Consider the following 15,057-nt stretch of genomic DNA (forward strand, 5'->3'; position numbering starts at 1 on the left):
CACCCTCAATGTTCCTGCGCCTTTTTGGTCGCGAACGTCACGCCAACCGCGCTATCACCGAGGCGCTTTACGCACAAATCGTGGCAGCGGCGCGGCAGACTTTGTTTTATTCCGAATGGAATGTGCCGGACACGCCTCTCGGCCGTTTCGAGATGCTGTCGCTGCACATGTTCCTGTTTCAGCACCGGCTGCGCGGCGAGAGCGGCGTTGCCGGGGAGGTCGCGCAGGTGCTGATCGACGAGTTTTTCCTGGATGTCGAGCATTCGCTGCGCGAACTCGGCATTGGCGACGTCGGCGTGCCGAAGCGCATGAAGAAACTGGCGAAAATGTTCTATGGCCGCACTGCCGCCTATGACGACGCGCTGGAGCACGACGACCGCGAAGCGCTTGCTGTAGCCCTTGCCCGCAATATCAGGCCCGACGCCGGCGCCTGGCCGCAAGCAGCGCTGCTGGCGTCCTATGTCGTCAATGTCGACCAGCGCCTGGCGGCACAGCCGACCGAATCGATCGTTTCCGGCACGCTGGTGTTTCCCGTGCCGGGCCAGGCTGAAGGAGGAACCCGATGAACCCTGCGGATCTCCCAAGCCCCGTGTCGTTCAAGGCAAATGTCGCCCGCCTGCCACACAAGGGCCTGATGGTGGTGATCGATGCCGATGCCGCGCAGCGTATCGCTCTGGCCGAAGAGCACGATCTGCTTTCGGTCGAAAGCTACCGCGCCGAACTGCTGGTGGCGCCGTGGAAGCGCAATGGCGTCAAGGTAAGCGGCCATGTGGTGGCCGACATCACGCAAGCCTGCATCGTCACCCTCGAACCGGTCGCGGCGCATATCGATGAGCCGGTCGACGCACTGTTGCTGCCGGAGCAGTCCAAGCTTGGACGGCAGAGCTTTGACGGCGGCGGCGAAATCCTGCTCGATGCCGAAGGGCCGGACAGCCCGGAGACATTTTCCGGCGACACGATCGATGTCGGGGCGCTCGCCGAACAGTTCTTCGGACTGGCCATCGACCCTTATCCGCGCAAGCAAGGTGTATCCCTGGACGCCGTTGGCGATTCGGAGCCCGCGGAGAGCGATTTCCAGAAAAAGCTGCGATCCTTGTTGGGAAAATCCTAAAAGCCGATCCAATATTAGAAAAGTCGGTTGTGCGGCAGCCCAAAACCGCTATTTTCGCCGAACCTTCGCGAGCCCCGTATTTCGCGAGGCCGCTGGCCCCAAGCAAGTGAGATGAACACCGCGTGATCAGGATTTCCATCGATGCCATGGGCGGCGATCACGGACCAGGCGTGGTCATCCCGGCGCTCATGACGGTCGCTACAAGGCGTCCTGATATCCGCTTCATCATCTACGGACGCGAGGACGTGGTGCGCCCGGAGCTCGCCAAATTTCCCAAGCTGGCCGATGTCAGCGAGTTCGTCCATTGCGAGATCGCCGTCAGGATGGACGACAAGCCGAGCCAGGCACTGCGCCACGGCCGCTGGAAGTCGTCGATGTGGAAAGCCGTCGAGGCGGTCAAATCCGGCACGGCGCAGGCCTGCATCTCGGCCGGCAACACCGGCGCGCTGATGGCGATGTCGAAATTCTGCCTGCGCACCATGGCGACCATCGATCGTCCGGCGATCGCGGCGATCTGGCCGACAATGCGTGGCGAAAGCGTGGTGCTGGACGTCGGCGCCACAATCGGCGCCGATGCGCACCAGCTCATCGATTTTGCCATTCTCGGCACCGGCATGGCGCGTTCGGTTTTCGGCATCGACCGGCCGAAAGTCGGTCTGCTCAATGTCGGCGTCGAAGAGATCAAGGGCCAGGAAGAGGTCAAGGAAGCCGGGCGCATGCTGCGCGAGGCCAATCTGGCCTCGATGAACTATCACGGTTTCGTCGAGGGCGACGACATCGGCAGGGGTACGGTCGACGTGGTCGTCACCGAAGGCTTTGCCGGCAACATCGCGCTGAAGACGGCGGAAGGCACGGTGAGGCAGATCGCCGGCTATTTGCGCGCGGCGATGAGCCGGACGCTGATGGCCAGGATCGGCTACGTCTTCGCCAAGGGCGCCTTCGACCGCTTGCGCGAAAAGATGGATCCCGGCCGCTCCAATGGCGGCGTCTTCCTCGGGCTGAACGGCATCGTGGTGAAAAGCCATGGCGGCGCCGATTCGAATGGTTTTGCGGCGGCGATCGAGCTTGGCTACGACATGGTGCGCAACAATTTGCTTGACCGCATCGAGGCCGACCTCGATCTGTTCCATGCGCGCAATCCGCATGCCCAGGCAAACAGGAAATCCGACGTCGTTGTCGACGCGAAGGAATAGGACAGAGCTTTGATCAGATCAGTCGTGSGCGGCACCCGTTCCCCGCGGCCCCCCCCCCACCGGTGCCGCGCTGCCCCGCCGCATCATGAAGAATGCCGACTTCGAAGGCATGGTCGAAACCTCCGACGAGTGGATTGCCCAGCGCACCGGCATCCGCCAGCGCCATATCGCGGCCGATGACGAGACGACGGCTTCGCTGGGCGAAGCGGCGGCGCGTGCCGCCCTCGATAGCGCCGGCCTGACGCCGGCCGATATCGACCTCATCGTGCTGGCGACATCGACGCCCAACAACACCTTTCCGGCGACCGCCGTCGAGATCCAGAACCGGCTCGGCATGCATCATGGCTTCGCCTTCGACATGCAGGCGGTGTGCTCGGGCTTCGTCTACGCGGTGACCACCGCCGACCTCTATATCCGCGGCGGCCAGGCCAAGCGGGTTCTGGTGATCGGCGCGGAAACCTTCTCGCGCATCCTCGACTGGAGCGACCGCTCGACTTGCGTCCTGTTCGGCGACGGCGCCGGCGCGATCGTCCTGGAAGCCGGCGAGGGGGAAGGCAGCATTGCCGACCATGGCGTGCTGGCGATGAGCCTGCGTTCCGACGGCGTCCACAAGGAGAAGCTCTTTGTCGACGGCGGACCATCGACCACCGGGACGGTCGGCCATCTCAGGATGGAAGGTCGCGAAGTCTTCAAGCACGCCGTCGGCATGATCACCGACGTCATCGAGGCGACGTTTTCTCAGGCCGGTATCACCGCCGCAGACCTCGACTGGTTCGTGCCGCATCAGGCCAATAAACGGATTATTGACGCTTCGGCCAAAAAGCTCGGGATAGAAGAGCGAAAGGTGGTGGTCACCGTCGATTTGCACGGTAACACCTCGGCTGCTTCCGTGCCTCTGGCTCTCTCAGTGGCGGTCGCCGACGGCCGCATCAAGAAGGGTGATCTGGTGCTGCTCGAGGCGATGGGCGGGGGCTTCACCTGGGGCGCGGTGCTGGTCCGCTGGTAAGTGCCGAACGGACGGGTTCGGTCCTTGACCTTGCCGGATCAATTACTTAGGCTCTGCCTTTGCTTGTATCGATTTATGTTTTTGAGCTGATGGGACGGTCGCATGGGGGGAAAGACACTTACGCGCGCCGACCTTGCCGAAGCTGTTTACCGCAAGGTCGGTTTGTCGCGCACGGAATCGGCTGAGCTTGTCGAAGCGGTTCTGGACGAGATTTGCGAAGCGATCGTTCGCGGCGAAACGGTGAAGCTGTCGTCCTTTGCGACGTTCCACGTCCGCTCCAAGAATGAGCGCATCGGCCGCAACCCGAAGACCGGCGAGGAAGTACCGATCCTGCCGCGCCGGGTGATGACCTTCAAGTCGTCAAACGTGCTGAAAAGCCGCATCTTGCGCTCTCACCAGAACAGCAAGGCCAAGGGCAGCAAATAGGCTCCGCGTCGAAGCCGGTTGAAAACGGTGGTCCTCTTTGACGCCGGGCTTGAATATTGTTTCATAAACCGCTGAAATAAAGCTCGATTCGGCAAAATGAGCCGGATCGCCGTCCAGCGTGAGGATTCGCCCATGGACAAGAGCCCCGATGCTTTCCGCACCATCAGCGAGGTCGCCGAGGATCTCGATCTGCCGCAGCATGTGCTGCGCTTCTGGGAAACGCGTTTCAACCAGATCAAGCCGATGAAGCGCGGCGGCGGCCGCCGCTACTACCGGCCGCAGGATGTCGAACTGATCAAGGGCATCCGTCATATGCTCTACGACCAGGGCTATACGATCAAGGGCGTGCAAAAACTGCTGCGCGAGAACGGCAACCATTTCCTGGTCGCCATCGGCAATGGCGACATGGCCGCGGTCGAGGCGATCTCGCAGCGCCGGCAGGCTGACGCCGTGCCGCTGACGCCTGCGGCCCAGCCGCGCGGCATGGACGACGAGATGCTGGTCGGCCAACCCAAGGTGAAACCCAGCCGCCGCTTCTTCGGCCTCGGCAAGACCGACGACGAAGGTCCCGTCCAGCCCGGAGCGTCGAAACTGTCGCGCGACAACCGCGCCTTGCTGCAGGAAGCTCTCTTCGACCTCCTGGAATGCAAGCGCCTGCTCGATCAGGTGCGCTGACCGCAGGTCGATCGCTGCGTCAGCGCCTTGTTCTTCCAAAAGCCGGAACCGGCTTTGCAGCCATGCGTTACCTCTCCTTCTGCAATGAAGGAAACACATCATGGCATCGCTTTCGACCATCACCGACATCGACCTGGACAAGCGGGTCGCTGTCCTTTCCAACGAGTTGGCTGCACTGCGCAAGGTCGTGGCCAAGCGGGGCGGCGCCTATTACGAAGACGGGCGTGATGCCGCGTCGGACTATTATGCGCAGCTTGCCGACCGCATCAGTGACGCCTTGCCCGCGATCAGGAAGCAGGGCAGGGCGATCGAAAGGACGGCGCGCGATCATCCCGCGACTGCCGCTGCCGTGGGCCTGGTGGTGGTCGGGCTGGTCGCCAGCCTGCTCTTCAGCCGCAGGTAGCGGCGCTCTGTTCCGGACACAAGAAAATGGCGGCCGTCCCGCGGACGACCGCCATTTCCTTGATCGGCATTCGATTACTTCGCGAGCTTGATCTTGCCCTGCGGCGAAACCTGCGCGGTCTGGCTGCACTTGCCATAGGCGGTGCCGTTCTTGTCGGTGGCGTCCGTGTAGGTGCCCTTGCACTCGATCTCGAGCACCAGACAGTGGCCTGCGCCCTTGCAAACCGCGCCGCCGTCGCCGGTGGGATGCGTGCCATTGGCGAAAGCCGAGCCCGGCACCGAGATCGAGCCGAGCGCCGAAATGGCGACAGCAGCGGCAAGGGACAGGCGCTTGAAGTTCGAATAGTTGGTCATTTGAGCATTTCCTTCTCTGGATCGTGGATCGCCGTTGTGGCGTCCTTCTGGATTGGGATCGCCTTCTTGGCGTCCATGCCGACTTGGTGCGGCCCAGAGGGGAAAGGTTCACGCGGCGGTTCAAACTTTTTTGAGCGCCGCAGGCATCAAAGCGTCATTCTCGGCGTCAATTTCAGGCTTCGCAATCTGCCGGTATCTGTCGGGAATGGCCGGCATCGATCATGCATTTGGCGAGCAGCGCGCCAGCATAGAAGCGCGCCAGACCTCTGTGCCGCCGCCCCATGAAATGCGACCGATCGAGCCGCCAGAGCCGCTCGATTTCGCCGGCGAACGCCGGATTGGTGGTGGTGCCATAGCCGGCGCCGGGATAGACGACGATCTCGCCGGCATAGAGACGATGATCGGTGACCAGGAAGTCGATGCGGATGTAGTCGAGGTCGCCGGCAATGGCAGGGGCGATCGACACCGCCTGGCGGACATAGCTGAGAAGTCGCGCATTGACGGGCACCGCCTGATCCTCGCGGGGATAGTCCGGATCGCGCCCGGGCAATGGATTGGCGTCCCGATCCAAAAGCAGCGAACGCCCCGCAGCCTTATCCTCGACCCAGGCATGCGTTACCACGCCGCCGCAAACATGCACTTTGATGTCGGTTGCGATCCGTGCGCCAGAGAGCGCCAGCCGCTCTTCCACGAACACGGTGCGAACGATCGGCCAATAGGCCCATTCGCCATCGCGGCGGCCATAGCGTTTTCTCAGCCAGTGCTTCGCCTTGGCGACGATGAAGCCGCGATTGGGGTCGCCACTGGCAACGAATATGTTCATCGCGCAGCCGTGGTTTGTCTTGACGACGACATCGCCGGCCAGCAGGTCGCGAGGAATGTCTATGGCGTCGCGTCCGGACCAGAGCGTCCGCGGCAAGGCCAGTTCCGGGCAGGCGTCGCGGATATGGGCTTTGGCCGCGAGCTTGTCGGTCAGAGTCACGAACAGTGGATTGCGGTCGAAGATTTTTCGCCAGAGCAATCGCTCGTGATAGCTCTCAGGGGCGGCCGGATTGGGCAAATAGCCCAGCTTCATGACGAACCGAACGACCAGGGCCGGGTGGCGAAGCGTCAGCAGCAGGCGCGCAACAGCCAGAACGAGACGGTGTCTGACCGGGATGTTGGCCTTCACTTGGGATACCTCTCGGGAAAGTCCCTGTCAGGCCGGCAAGCGGGCCGATCGACCCGAAGTCATCCCCCTAGCATACATCACCCTGGCCGCATCAAGCCCTCATTTGGCGAGGCGAGCACGCGCATGAAAAACCAGCAGAAAGGCGGCCTGGTTAGAGGTCCAAAGCCAGCCTTCCCACTGGACAAGACGGATACTAAATCTTCTTCGCAACCACCTTTTTGTGATGATGATGGTGGTGGTGGTGATGCCAGTGATGCCAGTGATGCTTGTGGTGATGACGATGATGGTGATGATGCTTCTTGTGCAGCGGTGCTGCATCGGCGCTGCTGGCACCGATGACCGGCAGCGAGATGGCCAGGGCAAAAGCCAGGCCGAGGGCCGACAGGAGAGACTTCTTCATGACTTCGGTTCCTTTTCTGCGCGGACCGCTTTTGAGGGGCACCGGATCATGCCGGTGATATGAGCGCCGCGATTGGAACTATCCTCCTGGATTTTTTCGACAGTTTTTCCCGACTGTAGAATTTTGTTTCCGGATTGTGTCCGAGGGGTTCACGGGCTCGACACCTCACATCGGCGGCACGATGCCGTTGTTTCCGACGACGACCCTGGCGGAGGTGAGTGCGCCACCGCTGCCCCGCTGGCGGTGAGAAACACTGTCGCGCCGGGCTTGAGGTCGCCAGGGACGGCCGGGGCGAAGGTGACGATCGGCGTCGTTTGCGGAATGGCGATCTGCTTCTTCTGGCCATTGTCATAGGTAAGCGTCACCGTCCGGCCATCGATGTTGGTGACATCGGCGACAGTGCCGTTGGTCATGCGACTGTTGGGCTGCAGATCCCAAGGACGGTCGCCTTCGCCGGCACCCTTCAGAGCAGCCGGAAAGACCACGACTTCCAGCGCGCCGCTGCCGCCATCGGCTTTCGAGACCAACGCGATGCCGAGGAAGTAGCCTTGCTTGATGTCTTGCGCGGATGCCTTGGCGACACCGGAGATTTTCCAGCCTTGCGCCAGCGTAATCGCATCCGTGTTGCCCTCGCGGGTCTTCACCGTCAGCGTCGATCCGGCAAAACCGACCGCCGTGCCGCGCACGCGCGTGGTGTCCGCTGCCTGAGCCGAAACGAGGCTGATGCCGGCAAGGCTTGAAATCGTGCCGAGCACGATCGCGAATGTCTTCAAATTCATGGGTTTTGTCCTTCTGCGAAAAGCTGGCCAGGGTGGTTGGCCAGGATGGTTGGTTTGCCAGCCACAGCAGTTCAACGAACGGGCGGCCTGAAACCGTCGAACAATTCGATCCGCAGTCCTTCAAAAGAATTTGATGGGACAGTCTTTGAGGAGCGCCGGCTTCGTCGGCAAGACGGCCGTTCCGGCATTGGTTCACGATGCCGTGACGCCTCCATTGCCACTTGGCAAATAGTTAATGAGCAGGCATTCTCCCGCGTCTCAGGCAACACCCATGATTTGATCCAAACCCTTTCAGCCCACGGAGTTGCCAATGCCCCAAAATGCAAAACGCGAAGCCCTCTCCGAACTGGCGGCGACTGACATTGCGCCCGACCACAGCGCGCTGCGCGCCATACGGGAAAGCCGGGGATACAGTTTGGAAGAGCTGTCCCTGACATGCGGCCTGTCGACTGATGAGATTGCCAACATCGAGAACGGCAAGGATCATGATCCGTCGCGGCTTCGACGCATCGCCGCGGCACTTCGACTTCCGGAAAGTGCGCTGATCGATCCGGCAGTGCTGGCGCAACCCGCGGAAAGGCGAGCCGTCTGATAGCAGCGACGGCAAGCGTCTTCGCAACACGCCCGCCATGGTTTGCCCTGGCGGGCTTTTTGTGTTCGAGCGGCTTGTTCTCGCCGCATGCGTCGAAAGGCGGCAAGGTTGCCGCCGGTTGATGGGGAAGCTATCCAGTGAGCTCCAGCCCCTATTTCGAAGGAAACAACGGCGAAATGAGTCTTGATTCGGTCCGTGCCTTTCTCGCTGCCCGTGCCCCCGACGTCGAGGTCCTCGTGACGGAGGCCAGTTCGGCGACGGTGGCTCTGGCGGCAGAGGCGCATGGCGTGGAACCGGCACAGATCGCCAAGACGATCTGCCTGCGCGTTGGCGATCAAACGATGCTGATCGTCGCCAGCGGGATTTCCCGGCTCGACAACCGCAAGTTCAAGGACCGCTTCGGCGGCAAGGCGCGCATGCTGGACGCCGAGCAGGTCTTCGCTGCGACAAGCCATCCTGTCGGCGGGGTATGTCCGTTCGGTCTGCCGGCGCCGCTCCCGGTCTATTGCGACGTGTCGCTGCGCGACTTCGACGAGGTGGTGCCAGCCGCAGGTGCAACCAATGCCGCCGTGCGGCTCAACCCGCAGCTTATGGCGCAAATCGTCAGCGCCGAGTGGGTCGATGTCTGCCAGTAGGGTGATGCGCGGGACGGGTGTTTCCTGGGCATGTTAGAATTCAGTGCATAACATCCACCTGCTGTCCATTAGCCCTTGCTGATGTATCTGCCCCAGAGCTAGCATCGCGCGGGGCTTTCAGAAGGCGAAATGCTAAAGCGGATCGTAGCGCCGACCAAAACCAGTTCGCGCCAATTCAACTTTCTCGTTCCTGACGACGTCATCGACGCTGTCGCGCGATATATCGACTGCTGTGCTCCCGGACGCATCATCTCAACGTTTTCGGCAGTTCAGTCGGTGCGGGATACAGTCTGCGATTGCGAGCTATCGGACGATCAGATCGAGCGCTACGCGGTCCTGTTCGCAGCGGACCAGGGCCTCGCGGTGCATTTCGATCGGAGAGGAAACCAACGGGATCTCTTTTCGAGCCTGGCCAGGAGTCACTGGCACCTCTTGCCGATCTGGCAAATCAACAGCGTGTCGGCATCGCCGCACTTGTTCCACCGGCCGCCGTCAGGCGGTTCGAGCGGCTTTCGTTCGGGGAACAACAAGGCGCCTGCGGGCACCCTTCGATAACAACCTAGGGTCGAACCGACGAATCACGAAACAGGTCGCTAGTTCGTGATTGGCGGGATCCGCCTCAATGACGCTTGAAATACTGGACTTCGCGTTCATGTTTTTCGGCGGCCTCGCGGTTATCAAAAGTACCGAGATTGCGTCGGCGGCCGGTCTTTTCATCCTTCTTGCGCGAATAGAGACGGTATTTCCCGGATTTGAGCTTTCTGATCATTTGTCGCTCCCAACAAACAGTGGAAGGCCCGGCAGTCACGGAGCCATCCGTGGGACGAAAACGAAACCCCGGCGGCGATGGTTCCTATTGAAGGCCGCTCGAAAAATGCAAGCGTATGTCTTTTTTAATTGAAAGACCCGTTTTGACGGACATAAAAATCGGCGTTCCCATTGCTTTCTAAGGAGGTTGCGGTGGATGACGTGGCAGCCAGCGACAAGGTCCGTCCTTGCGTTGAAGTGGTTGAGGCCTGCGGCGAATGGTTCGTCCGCGTGGTCGAGGAAGACCAGGAAGTTACCCGCTCATTCGAATTGGAGGCATTCGCGCTCGTGTTCGCGGAAGGCCAGCGGCGACGTCTAGGGCTTGCCGACTTCGCGCGGGTCTAGACGAGGCTTCTTCACGCAAAAGCGACGACCGCGTTCATATCAGTCCAGGCATGCACAATAGGCCAAGGAGGCTTGCGATCAACACGGTGAGCGGCACCGCCAGGACCAGCCCAGTTTCCCAAAATCGGGTTTCCTTATCGTTGAACATTAGGTCCGCCTCTCCCTCACCAAAATGCGGGTTCGCTCGCCATCCCGCCGTAGCGGGCGAACCCCTATCGGCGCAGGAATGGAACACAGCTGCGCCAATGTGCAAACTGTCAGCCAAGGGCCAATCCAATCACCATGACGGTGATGGCCACACCGAAGATTGGTGCGAGCAACCAGCGCGCTTGGCCAACACTCCTATCCATGAATTCCTCCCGTTGAAGACGTGAAACAACGGCTGCAGATGGGGCCTCGTTCCGGCCAGCGCGCTTGGTAAGACCATTGCTTGTCATCATCAGACCTAGGTCTGACTCACTTCCGACCGAAGTCCAGCCCGGGGAACATTTTTTCGCAGGTCCGGTTGGTTTTGCGCGGAGCCAATATCGCTCTGCCGAGCCCAAAAAGGAGCAGATTATGAGAACCCATCTTACCAGCACCGCTGCGGCGGTTTTGTTGCTTGCCGGTCTCGGCGCAGCCGCGGCCGAGGACATCATCATTCAGCCGGAACAGGAAACGGTCATCCGGGAATACGTGAAGAAGCAGCCCCTGGCTTCGTTGAAGCTGCCCGGTGTGGAACTCAATGTCGGCACGGCTCTCCCCGATACGGTGGAGCTTCATGAAGTTCCGAATGTGAAGTACCGCTACACCGTGATCGACAATCGGACGGTGGTGGTCGATCCGGGCACGCACAAGATCATCAAAGTCTATGACTGAACACAGCAGACGGCTGCAGCCCGTCGCCCATTGGGGCGACGGGAGTGCGGGTGTTATCACTGGTCAGTCCTGCATATCTAGCATCCTCTAGGCGACTAGTTTGCTGCTCCAAACCCTCTGACGAGGAAGGCCATGGCTTCGACCGCAGCGTTGATCTGGTATTTGGTAGTCGCCGGTCCGCAAGGGGGAATGGCCATTCTGCCCGGCTCTTTCGACACACATGAACAATGCGCTGCCGCTATCACCGAATATCAAAAACAGCCGGCGCCTGCCGGTTGGTCGCTGCTGTGCGTGCCGAGCGCGTCACCTTTTGCCAAGGGGGCGGCGGAGTAAGAAATTTCAGCACCACCACGCAAGCGCCAGAACGACGCCTGCGAAGGCCAGCCAGGCCGTTGCATTATCAACCATTGACGGACCTAGCATTTCGGGTTCCTTGGGAGCGATTGGTAGGCGAATTCCGGAATCGCAACGTGCACGGATGCAGAACATTCGCGCGGTTAGTTCGGGACTTTTTCGGGTCTCCGGGTTCCGAAACGGGCGATATGGGCGCCTTTCGTTCCGAAAACGAGAAAAGGCGCCGGAGGGCGCCTTCAATAAAAACTAGGGATTTCAAGGAACTAATGGTCGGAGTGGCCGGATTCGAACCGACGACCCCTTGACCCCCAGTCAAGTGCGCTACCGGGCTGCGCTACACTCCGGACCGCGCAAAGCCCTATATTCTCAAGGGTTGGCGCGCAAGAGCATTATCGGAACAAAATCGGCGAAATTAGAACAAATGGGGTCTCGGTGTGGGTTTCGAGACCAAAAGTCACACCGAAAATCACACCGGGTGTTCATCGTTTGTCCGTCTTTGATTAGAGTTGATCGCCCCACACGCAGCGGCCTTTCGCATGCAGCCAGCCTGCGATTTCCCTAATGGCGTGGCCGGCCGGCTCCCCGGCGCGTTCATTTTCCGGTTTTCCCAGGAAGCCCCTAGCAGAGTTTGATAAGGCGCCCTCTGTGTCCGCTGAACGGCAAGTTCCCGCAACCGAAAGTCTACCTGTCGGGATACTGCCACCTCATTCTGAAGGCGTCGTCTTCGCTAAGAAGGACAGGCAACCCACCATTGAGCGGGTCCTTTCGCGCAACGTAGTTTTCTGCCCAAGTGATCCATTCCAAAACTTGAACGTCGCGCTCGGATCCTCGAACGAGCCGGCTCTTCACAGCTTCGATATAAGCATGGAGTTCCCGAGCCTGTTGATGTGCGGTTGCCTGTTCTCTGAAAGTTGCGCCCCGAACTCGGTCAATCGCTTCCAGCCGCTCTCGCTCCTCTCGACGCTTCTCCTCTTCCGCCCACCTACGCGCTCGCTCCTCTCGCTCGATGCGCAGTTGCTTCAAGGCCGCGGCAGCGCGCTCGATCCCGTCGACAAAGCCGGTCAAGATATCCTCGAGCCGTTGACGTTTGCCGTCAGCCCACTTTTGACGGACACCGAGGTAGGTCGCATTTGTGATTGACAGTTGCAAATGTCCGGACCGCACTTGATCGTGCTCGGGGATATGTCGACCGTAGCTTCGATTGTCGCGTATTTCTGCTGCGGTAGGCGTGTGCGGGATCGACGCGTATGCTTCGGATAAGGCCAGCTCGACATCCTCACCATCGACTGCCACACCAGCCTTGGCATCTACAGCGACGCTCCATGAACGCCCCAGAATGGCAGCCTTTATGCTGGCGATGAGATTTGCAGCACGAGGGAGGCTTTCTAAGCCTATGTCTACTCGTATGAGGCCCGATCGTTGACGGACTTCGCCAGCCAACGACGAACGCTTCAGGTCCTTCTGAATTGCGACTGCAACTGGGTCGATTACCTCGACCGCAATCCGGAGGAGTTCTTCGGAGCCCGCGTCCGAGTTCGCGATCCTCAGTTCATTGATAACTGGTTCCACTTGGTGGCCTATCAGCACCGTCTGATTTCGCTTGAATTTATCTGTCGGCAGCGCCCGGCGCTTCGGTGGACTGCCATTGGCGACATTTCGCCAATAGTGGGGTGGCGGAACTGGTATATCGTTTGCTCGGCAGACCGCGACGATTGTCCCGGCCGAACTGCCGAGATCAGCGGCGACCTCGTCCATTGGTTTCGTCCAGACGAGGTCATGGAGGAAAGTGCGGGTAACGGTTGTCATGCGCCTAAGCTAGCCAATCAAGGACGGAGGTATTGGGTTCGCGCCACAAGCGCCCGGCACTTGCTGGCAGACCGAATTGACGACATTTTCATTGTCGTGGGCATGTTGTTTCAGCCGCCAAGTCTGTAGATGCCAGAAGCACAATCGGGCTGCTTGGCAAGGGCTAAGCACCTGCACCGATCCAGACTGAATTTAGAAGGTTTGACCCATGACCATCATATGTTGCTGGCTCGATCGATCGCAGTCAATTGAAAGAGTGGTCGGATTGGCCGACGGACGCGCGTCCACACCGCGGGACCAAACGATGTTTGATCATTACGTAGATGCAACCCCCAAGCTGTTTCGGGTGCCAATCAGGTGCTTTGAATTCGAGATCGAGCCAGGAACCGGTTTGCTGGGTAGCCCCTATTACGAGTCTGAGATCGGCATCGGGTTCGCAGGCCAATGTTTTGAGGCCATGTCAGTCATAGCCTTGGCGCAGCAATGTCTCGCGACACTCGTAGATAAAGTGGGGACCGGCTCGAGGCCCCTACACGCGGGCATCGTCGATTTGGTCAGGGAATTGAGTGACCGGTTTTTTAAAACCCACAGGCACCCAGACCGCCAGAACATCGACCTGATCGTCTATGGCTACTGCCCAACCTCCGGGGAGCCCATGGCAAGCCATATAACACATAGGAGCAACGCGGCGACCGAGACGAGATCTCTTTCGCTTACAGACAGCGGCTTCCATGTCATAGGAAGTGCTGGGGGGAAAAGTGATTTTTCGGAAACTATTGTAAAATTAACGAAGCACATAGAGAGGCACAAGATCTCTATCAAGAAAAAAAGCTTTGATGACTCCTTTGAGTTTGAGCTTGAAATTTCAAGGCACGAAAACGCAAAGGCAGGAGCGATAGAAAAGTCTGTTTTAGATCTCGTATTAAAAGATACATTCGGAGACATTGGTGGAGTTTTGCAAAAATTGGAAGCATTCAAGGTAAAAGATAAGACTGTTATGTCATATACAAGTGATTCTCAACCAAACATTTTTGAGGGACTTCCGCCACTCAATAAAAATGGGCTAAGTTTTATATCCATGACCCAAAAATTGGGAAATAGCTCCATGCCAAATATAGACGTCGACGCCTACTCCCCCTTCAATGCCTTGCTTGACGAAATTAAAGAATGAGCAAACTTCTAGAGAATGCGGTCGTTTCAATACAACTCGGTGTCGAAGACTTCCAAGCCAACGACCCAAAACGTGCTATTTCTGCAGTCCGCAATTTTTACGCCGGGGTCCTTCTATTGGCCAAGGAAACGCTAGCCAGGAGTGCGCCAGACGCCGACCTAAGCGACCTCATTGGGGCTAAATATAAGCCGGTTCCAGATGGCCTGGGTGGCGTCGATTTCGTTCAGGATGGTGCAACGACGATTGACTTCGTTACCATCGGAAGGCGCTTTAAAGATTTTTCATTAGCGATAGATCAGAAAGCGTTGGCGGAGCTGAACCGGCTACGAAATGACGTCGAACATCTTTACACGCAAACGCCCGACGAGGCAGTTCGAGAGGCAATTGCAAATGCCTTTCCGGTGGTTGTCCAACTATTTGAGCACATGGAGTTAATGCCGGGCGACTTTCTCCACAAAGCCTGGCCTGTGATGCTGGAAGCCAAAGCCCTTTTTGAGAGGGAGCTTATGGCTTGTCGCGGCAGTTTTTCGCAGGTCGAGTGGATATCGACGACAATCGCCAATTCTGGACTTGCTTGCACGGCTTGTGGCTCAAAGTTGGTGCGGCAGCAGGTCACTGAGAATTCAGAACAACGGAACATGGAGTTGATCTGTCGGGCTTGCGGCGTTGAACCAGAAACAGATAGGGCAATCGCTGCCGCGTTGTCTTTGGCGCTAGGATACGAGGCTTATACTAGAGTAAAGGAAACAGGCGAGGATGGACCCCTATATCATTGCTCAGAATGCGGCAACGAGACTTACGTTGACTTCGAAGAAATGTGCGCTGTTTGTGGACATGAGTATGACGATCGAYATTGTTATCGCTGCAACAACCCAATCCCACTCAACGAAATAATATTTTCTAGCCACGATGGATTATGCAGCTACTGTAGTTATGCGTTCGCCAAGCTGATGAATGAATAAACACTGAGAC

Annotated in this window: 20 protein-coding genes, 1 tRNA gene and 1 pseudogene; 15 read left to right on the forward strand and 7 right to left on the reverse strand. The window is 58.9% G+C overall.

The genetic code is table 11. From position 1 onward, the window contains the following. Window positions 1-8 precede the first annotated feature (8 nt). The 7 genes from AC1DVW_RS14515 to AC1DVW_RS14545 all read left to right on the forward strand — a co-directional run bounded on the left by AC1DVW_RS14515 (window position 9) and on the right by AC1DVW_RS14545 (window position 4,814). Window positions 9-566: a ubiquinol-cytochrome C chaperone family protein gene (locus tag AC1DVW_RS14515; RefSeq protein ID WP_477323895.1), complete on the forward strand. Its 558-nt coding sequence runs from the start codon at window positions 9-11 to the stop codon at window positions 564-566. Continuing rightward, window positions 563-1,111, forward strand: a complete 549-nt coding sequence (locus tag AC1DVW_RS14520; RefSeq protein WP_477323897.1) for a YceD family protein — start codon at window positions 563-565, stop codon at window positions 1,109-1,111. The genes AC1DVW_RS14515 and AC1DVW_RS14520 overlap by 4 nt, the downstream gene beginning before the upstream one ends. 122 nt (window positions 1,112-1,233) lie before the next feature. Further along, window positions 1,234-2,304, forward strand: a complete 1,071-nt coding sequence (plsX, locus tag AC1DVW_RS14525; protein ID WP_477323899.1) for a phosphate acyltransferase PlsX — start codon at window positions 1,234-1,236, stop codon at window positions 2,302-2,304. Window positions 2,305-2,374: 70 nt separating this feature from the next. Further along, a complete protein-coding gene (locus AC1DVW_RS14530) occupies window positions 2,375-3,310 on the forward strand; it encodes a beta-ketoacyl-ACP synthase III (RefSeq protein WP_477324376.1) in 936 nt (311 codons plus the stop codon). Between the two features lie 102 nt (window positions 3,311-3,412). Continuing rightward, on the forward strand, window positions 3,413-3,736 hold the full coding sequence (locus AC1DVW_RS14535) for an integration host factor subunit alpha (RefSeq protein ID WP_477242842.1): 324 nt from the start codon (window positions 3,413-3,415) through the stop codon (window positions 3,734-3,736). Window positions 3,737-3,868: 132 nt separating this feature from the next. Further along, complete coding sequence (locus tag AC1DVW_RS14540; RefSeq protein ID WP_477242843.1) at window positions 3,869-4,411, forward strand: MerR family transcriptional regulator; 543 nt, start codon at window positions 3,869-3,871, stop codon at window positions 4,409-4,411. Between the two features lie 100 nt (window positions 4,412-4,511). Continuing rightward, a complete protein-coding gene (locus AC1DVW_RS14545; protein WP_477323901.1) occupies window positions 4,512-4,814 on the forward strand; it encodes a hypothetical protein in 303 nt (100 codons plus the stop codon). A 74-nt stretch (window positions 4,815-4,888) separates the two neighbouring features. On the opposite strand, the gene AC1DVW_RS14550 is transcribed toward AC1DVW_RS14545, so the two are convergent. The 4 genes and pseudogenes from AC1DVW_RS14550 to AC1DVW_RS14565 form a co-directional block, all read right to left on the reverse strand. Beyond that, window positions 4,889-5,167 carry a hypothetical protein gene (locus AC1DVW_RS14550; protein WP_477323903.1) on the reverse strand — a complete coding sequence of 93 codons (279 nt, stop codon included), beginning with the start codon at window positions 5,165-5,167 and terminating at the stop codon, window positions 4,889-4,891. Between the two features lie 172 nt (window positions 5,168-5,339). Beyond that, a complete protein-coding gene (locus AC1DVW_RS14555; protein WP_477323904.1) occupies window positions 5,340-6,338 on the reverse strand; it encodes an ATP-grasp fold amidoligase family protein in 999 nt (332 codons plus the stop codon). A 193-nt stretch (window positions 6,339-6,531) separates the two neighbouring features. Further along, a complete protein-coding gene (locus AC1DVW_RS14560) occupies window positions 6,532-6,738 on the reverse strand; it encodes a hypothetical protein (protein WP_477323906.1) in 207 nt (68 codons plus the stop codon). A 165-nt stretch (window positions 6,739-6,903) separates the two neighbouring features. Beyond that, window positions 6,904-7,517, reverse strand: a pseudogene (locus tag AC1DVW_RS14565) (hypothetical protein). Between the two features lie 310 nt (window positions 7,518-7,827). On the opposite strand from AC1DVW_RS14565, the gene AC1DVW_RS14570 reads away from it, so the two are divergent. The 3 genes from AC1DVW_RS14570 (at window position 7,828) to AC1DVW_RS14580 (ending at window position 9,299) form a co-directional block, all read left to right on the forward strand. Continuing rightward, window positions 7,828-8,109, forward strand: a complete 282-nt coding sequence (locus AC1DVW_RS14570) for a helix-turn-helix domain-containing protein (RefSeq protein WP_477242849.1) — start codon at window positions 7,828-7,830, stop codon at window positions 8,107-8,109. 176 nt (window positions 8,110-8,285) lie between these two features. Then, the gene (locus AC1DVW_RS14575) at window positions 8,286-8,744 is read left to right on the forward strand and encodes a YbaK/EbsC family protein (RefSeq protein WP_477323908.1); all 459 of its coding nucleotides are present in this window, start codon (window positions 8,286-8,288) and stop codon (window positions 8,742-8,744) included. Window positions 8,745-8,873: 129 nt separating this feature from the next. Continuing rightward, window positions 8,874-9,299 (forward strand): hypothetical protein, encoded by a 426-nt coding sequence (locus AC1DVW_RS14580; protein WP_477323910.1) that lies wholly within the window; start codon window positions 8,874-8,876, stop codon window positions 9,297-9,299. Between the two features lie 64 nt (window positions 9,300-9,363). Here AC1DVW_RS14580 and AC1DVW_RS14585 read toward each other — a convergent pair whose 3' ends face one another. Beyond that, entirely contained in the window at window positions 9,364-9,513 is a 150-nt protein-coding gene (locus tag AC1DVW_RS14585; RefSeq protein ID WP_477242851.1) for a hypothetical protein, read from the reverse strand. Window positions 9,514-9,704: 191 nt separating this feature from the next. Between AC1DVW_RS14585 and AC1DVW_RS14590 the strand changes: the two genes are divergently transcribed. From AC1DVW_RS14590 to AC1DVW_RS14600, 3 genes are all read left to right on the forward strand, one after another. Then, on the forward strand, window positions 9,705-9,896 hold the full coding sequence (locus tag AC1DVW_RS14590) for a hypothetical protein (protein ID WP_477323912.1): 192 nt from the start codon (window positions 9,705-9,707) through the stop codon (window positions 9,894-9,896). A 558-nt stretch (window positions 9,897-10,454) separates the two neighbouring features. Continuing rightward, window positions 10,455-10,754 (forward strand): DUF1236 domain-containing protein, encoded by a 300-nt coding sequence (locus AC1DVW_RS14595; protein WP_477323914.1) that lies wholly within the window; start codon window positions 10,455-10,457, stop codon window positions 10,752-10,754. Between the two features lie 132 nt (window positions 10,755-10,886). Next, window positions 10,887-11,087, forward strand: coding sequence for a hypothetical protein (locus AC1DVW_RS14600; protein ID WP_477242854.1), 201 nt, complete (start codon window positions 10,887-10,889; stop codon window positions 11,085-11,087). Between the two features lie 288 nt (window positions 11,088-11,375). Here AC1DVW_RS14600 and AC1DVW_RS14605 read toward each other — a convergent pair. Together AC1DVW_RS14605 and AC1DVW_RS14610 are read right to left on the reverse strand one after the other, a co-directional pair. Continuing rightward, window positions 11,376-11,452: transfer RNA gene (locus AC1DVW_RS14605), tRNA-Pro, on the reverse strand. 337 nt (window positions 11,453-11,789) lie between these two features. After that, window positions 11,790-12,863 carry a hypothetical protein gene (locus AC1DVW_RS14610; protein WP_477323916.1) on the reverse strand — a complete coding sequence of 358 codons (1,074 nt, stop codon included), beginning with the start codon at window positions 12,861-12,863 and terminating at the stop codon, window positions 11,790-11,792. Between the two features lie 355 nt (window positions 12,864-13,218). Here AC1DVW_RS14610 and AC1DVW_RS14615 point away from each other — a divergent pair, with 355 nt between their 5' ends. Together AC1DVW_RS14615 and AC1DVW_RS14620 are read left to right on the forward strand one after the other, a co-directional pair. Further along, a complete protein-coding gene (locus AC1DVW_RS14615; RefSeq protein WP_477323918.1) occupies window positions 13,219-14,085 on the forward strand; it encodes a hypothetical protein in 867 nt (288 codons plus the stop codon). Next, the gene (locus AC1DVW_RS14620; protein ID WP_477323920.1) at window positions 14,082-15,047 is read left to right on the forward strand and encodes a hypothetical protein; all 966 of its coding nucleotides are present in this window, start codon (window positions 14,082-14,084) and stop codon (window positions 15,045-15,047) included. Before AC1DVW_RS14615 ends, AC1DVW_RS14620 begins: the two co-directional genes overlap by 4 nt. Window positions 15,048-15,057 lie beyond the last annotated feature (10 nt).

The organism is Mesorhizobium sp. P3_B5, assembly GCF_056402815.1.

What these genes read in the sequence shown, in the direction of transcription:
- AC1DVW_RS14515 (WP_477323895.1), top strand. Translation starts at nt 9, where the DNA reads ATGTTCCTGCGCCTTTTTGGTCGCGAACGTCACGCCAACCGCGCTATC.
- AC1DVW_RS14520 (WP_477323897.1), top strand. Translation starts at nt 563, where the DNA reads ATGAACCCTGCGGATCTCCCAAGCCCCGTGTCGTTCAAGGCAAATGTC.
- AC1DVW_RS14535 (WP_477242842.1), top strand. Translation starts at nt 3,413, where the DNA reads ATGGGGGGAAAGACACTTACGCGCGCCGACCTTGCCGAAGCTGTTTAC.
- AC1DVW_RS14540 (WP_477242843.1), top strand. Translation starts at nt 3,869, where the DNA reads ATGGACAAGAGCCCCGATGCTTTCCGCACCATCAGCGAGGTCGCCGAG.
- AC1DVW_RS14545 (WP_477323901.1), top strand. Translation starts at nt 4,512, where the DNA reads ATGGCATCGCTTTCGACCATCACCGACATCGACCTGGACAAGCGGGTC.
- AC1DVW_RS14550 (WP_477323903.1), bottom strand. Translation starts at nt 5,167, where the DNA reads ATGACCAACTATTCGAACTTCAAGCGCCTGTCCCTTGCCGCTGCTGTC.
- AC1DVW_RS14560 (WP_477323906.1), bottom strand. Translation starts at nt 6,738, where the DNA reads ATGAAGAAGTCTCTCCTGTCGGCCCTCGGCCTGGCTTTTGCCCTGGCC.
- AC1DVW_RS14570 (WP_477242849.1), top strand. Translation starts at nt 7,828, where the DNA reads ATGCCCCAAAATGCAAAACGCGAAGCCCTCTCCGAACTGGCGGCGACT.
- AC1DVW_RS14575 (WP_477323908.1), top strand. Translation starts at nt 8,286, where the DNA reads ATGAGTCTTGATTCGGTCCGTGCCTTTCTCGCTGCCCGTGCCCCCGAC.
- AC1DVW_RS14580 (WP_477323910.1), top strand. Translation starts at nt 8,874, where the DNA reads ATGCTAAAGCGGATCGTAGCGCCGACCAAAACCAGTTCGCGCCAATTC.
- AC1DVW_RS14585 (WP_477242851.1), bottom strand. Translation starts at nt 9,513, where the DNA reads ATGATCAGAAAGCTCAAATCCGGGAAATACCGTCTCTATTCGCGCAAG.
- AC1DVW_RS14595 (WP_477323914.1), top strand. Translation starts at nt 10,455, where the DNA reads ATGAGAACCCATCTTACCAGCACCGCTGCGGCGGTTTTGTTGCTTGCC.
- AC1DVW_RS14600 (WP_477242854.1), top strand. Translation starts at nt 10,887, where the DNA reads ATGGCTTCGACCGCAGCGTTGATCTGGTATTTGGTAGTCGCCGGTCCG.
- AC1DVW_RS14610 (WP_477323916.1), bottom strand. Translation starts at nt 12,863, where the DNA reads ATGGACGAGGTCGCCGCTGATCTCGGCAGTTCGGCCGGGACAATCGTC.
- AC1DVW_RS14615 (WP_477323918.1), top strand. Translation starts at nt 13,219, where the DNA reads ATGTTTGATCATTACGTAGATGCAACCCCCAAGCTGTTTCGGGTGCCA.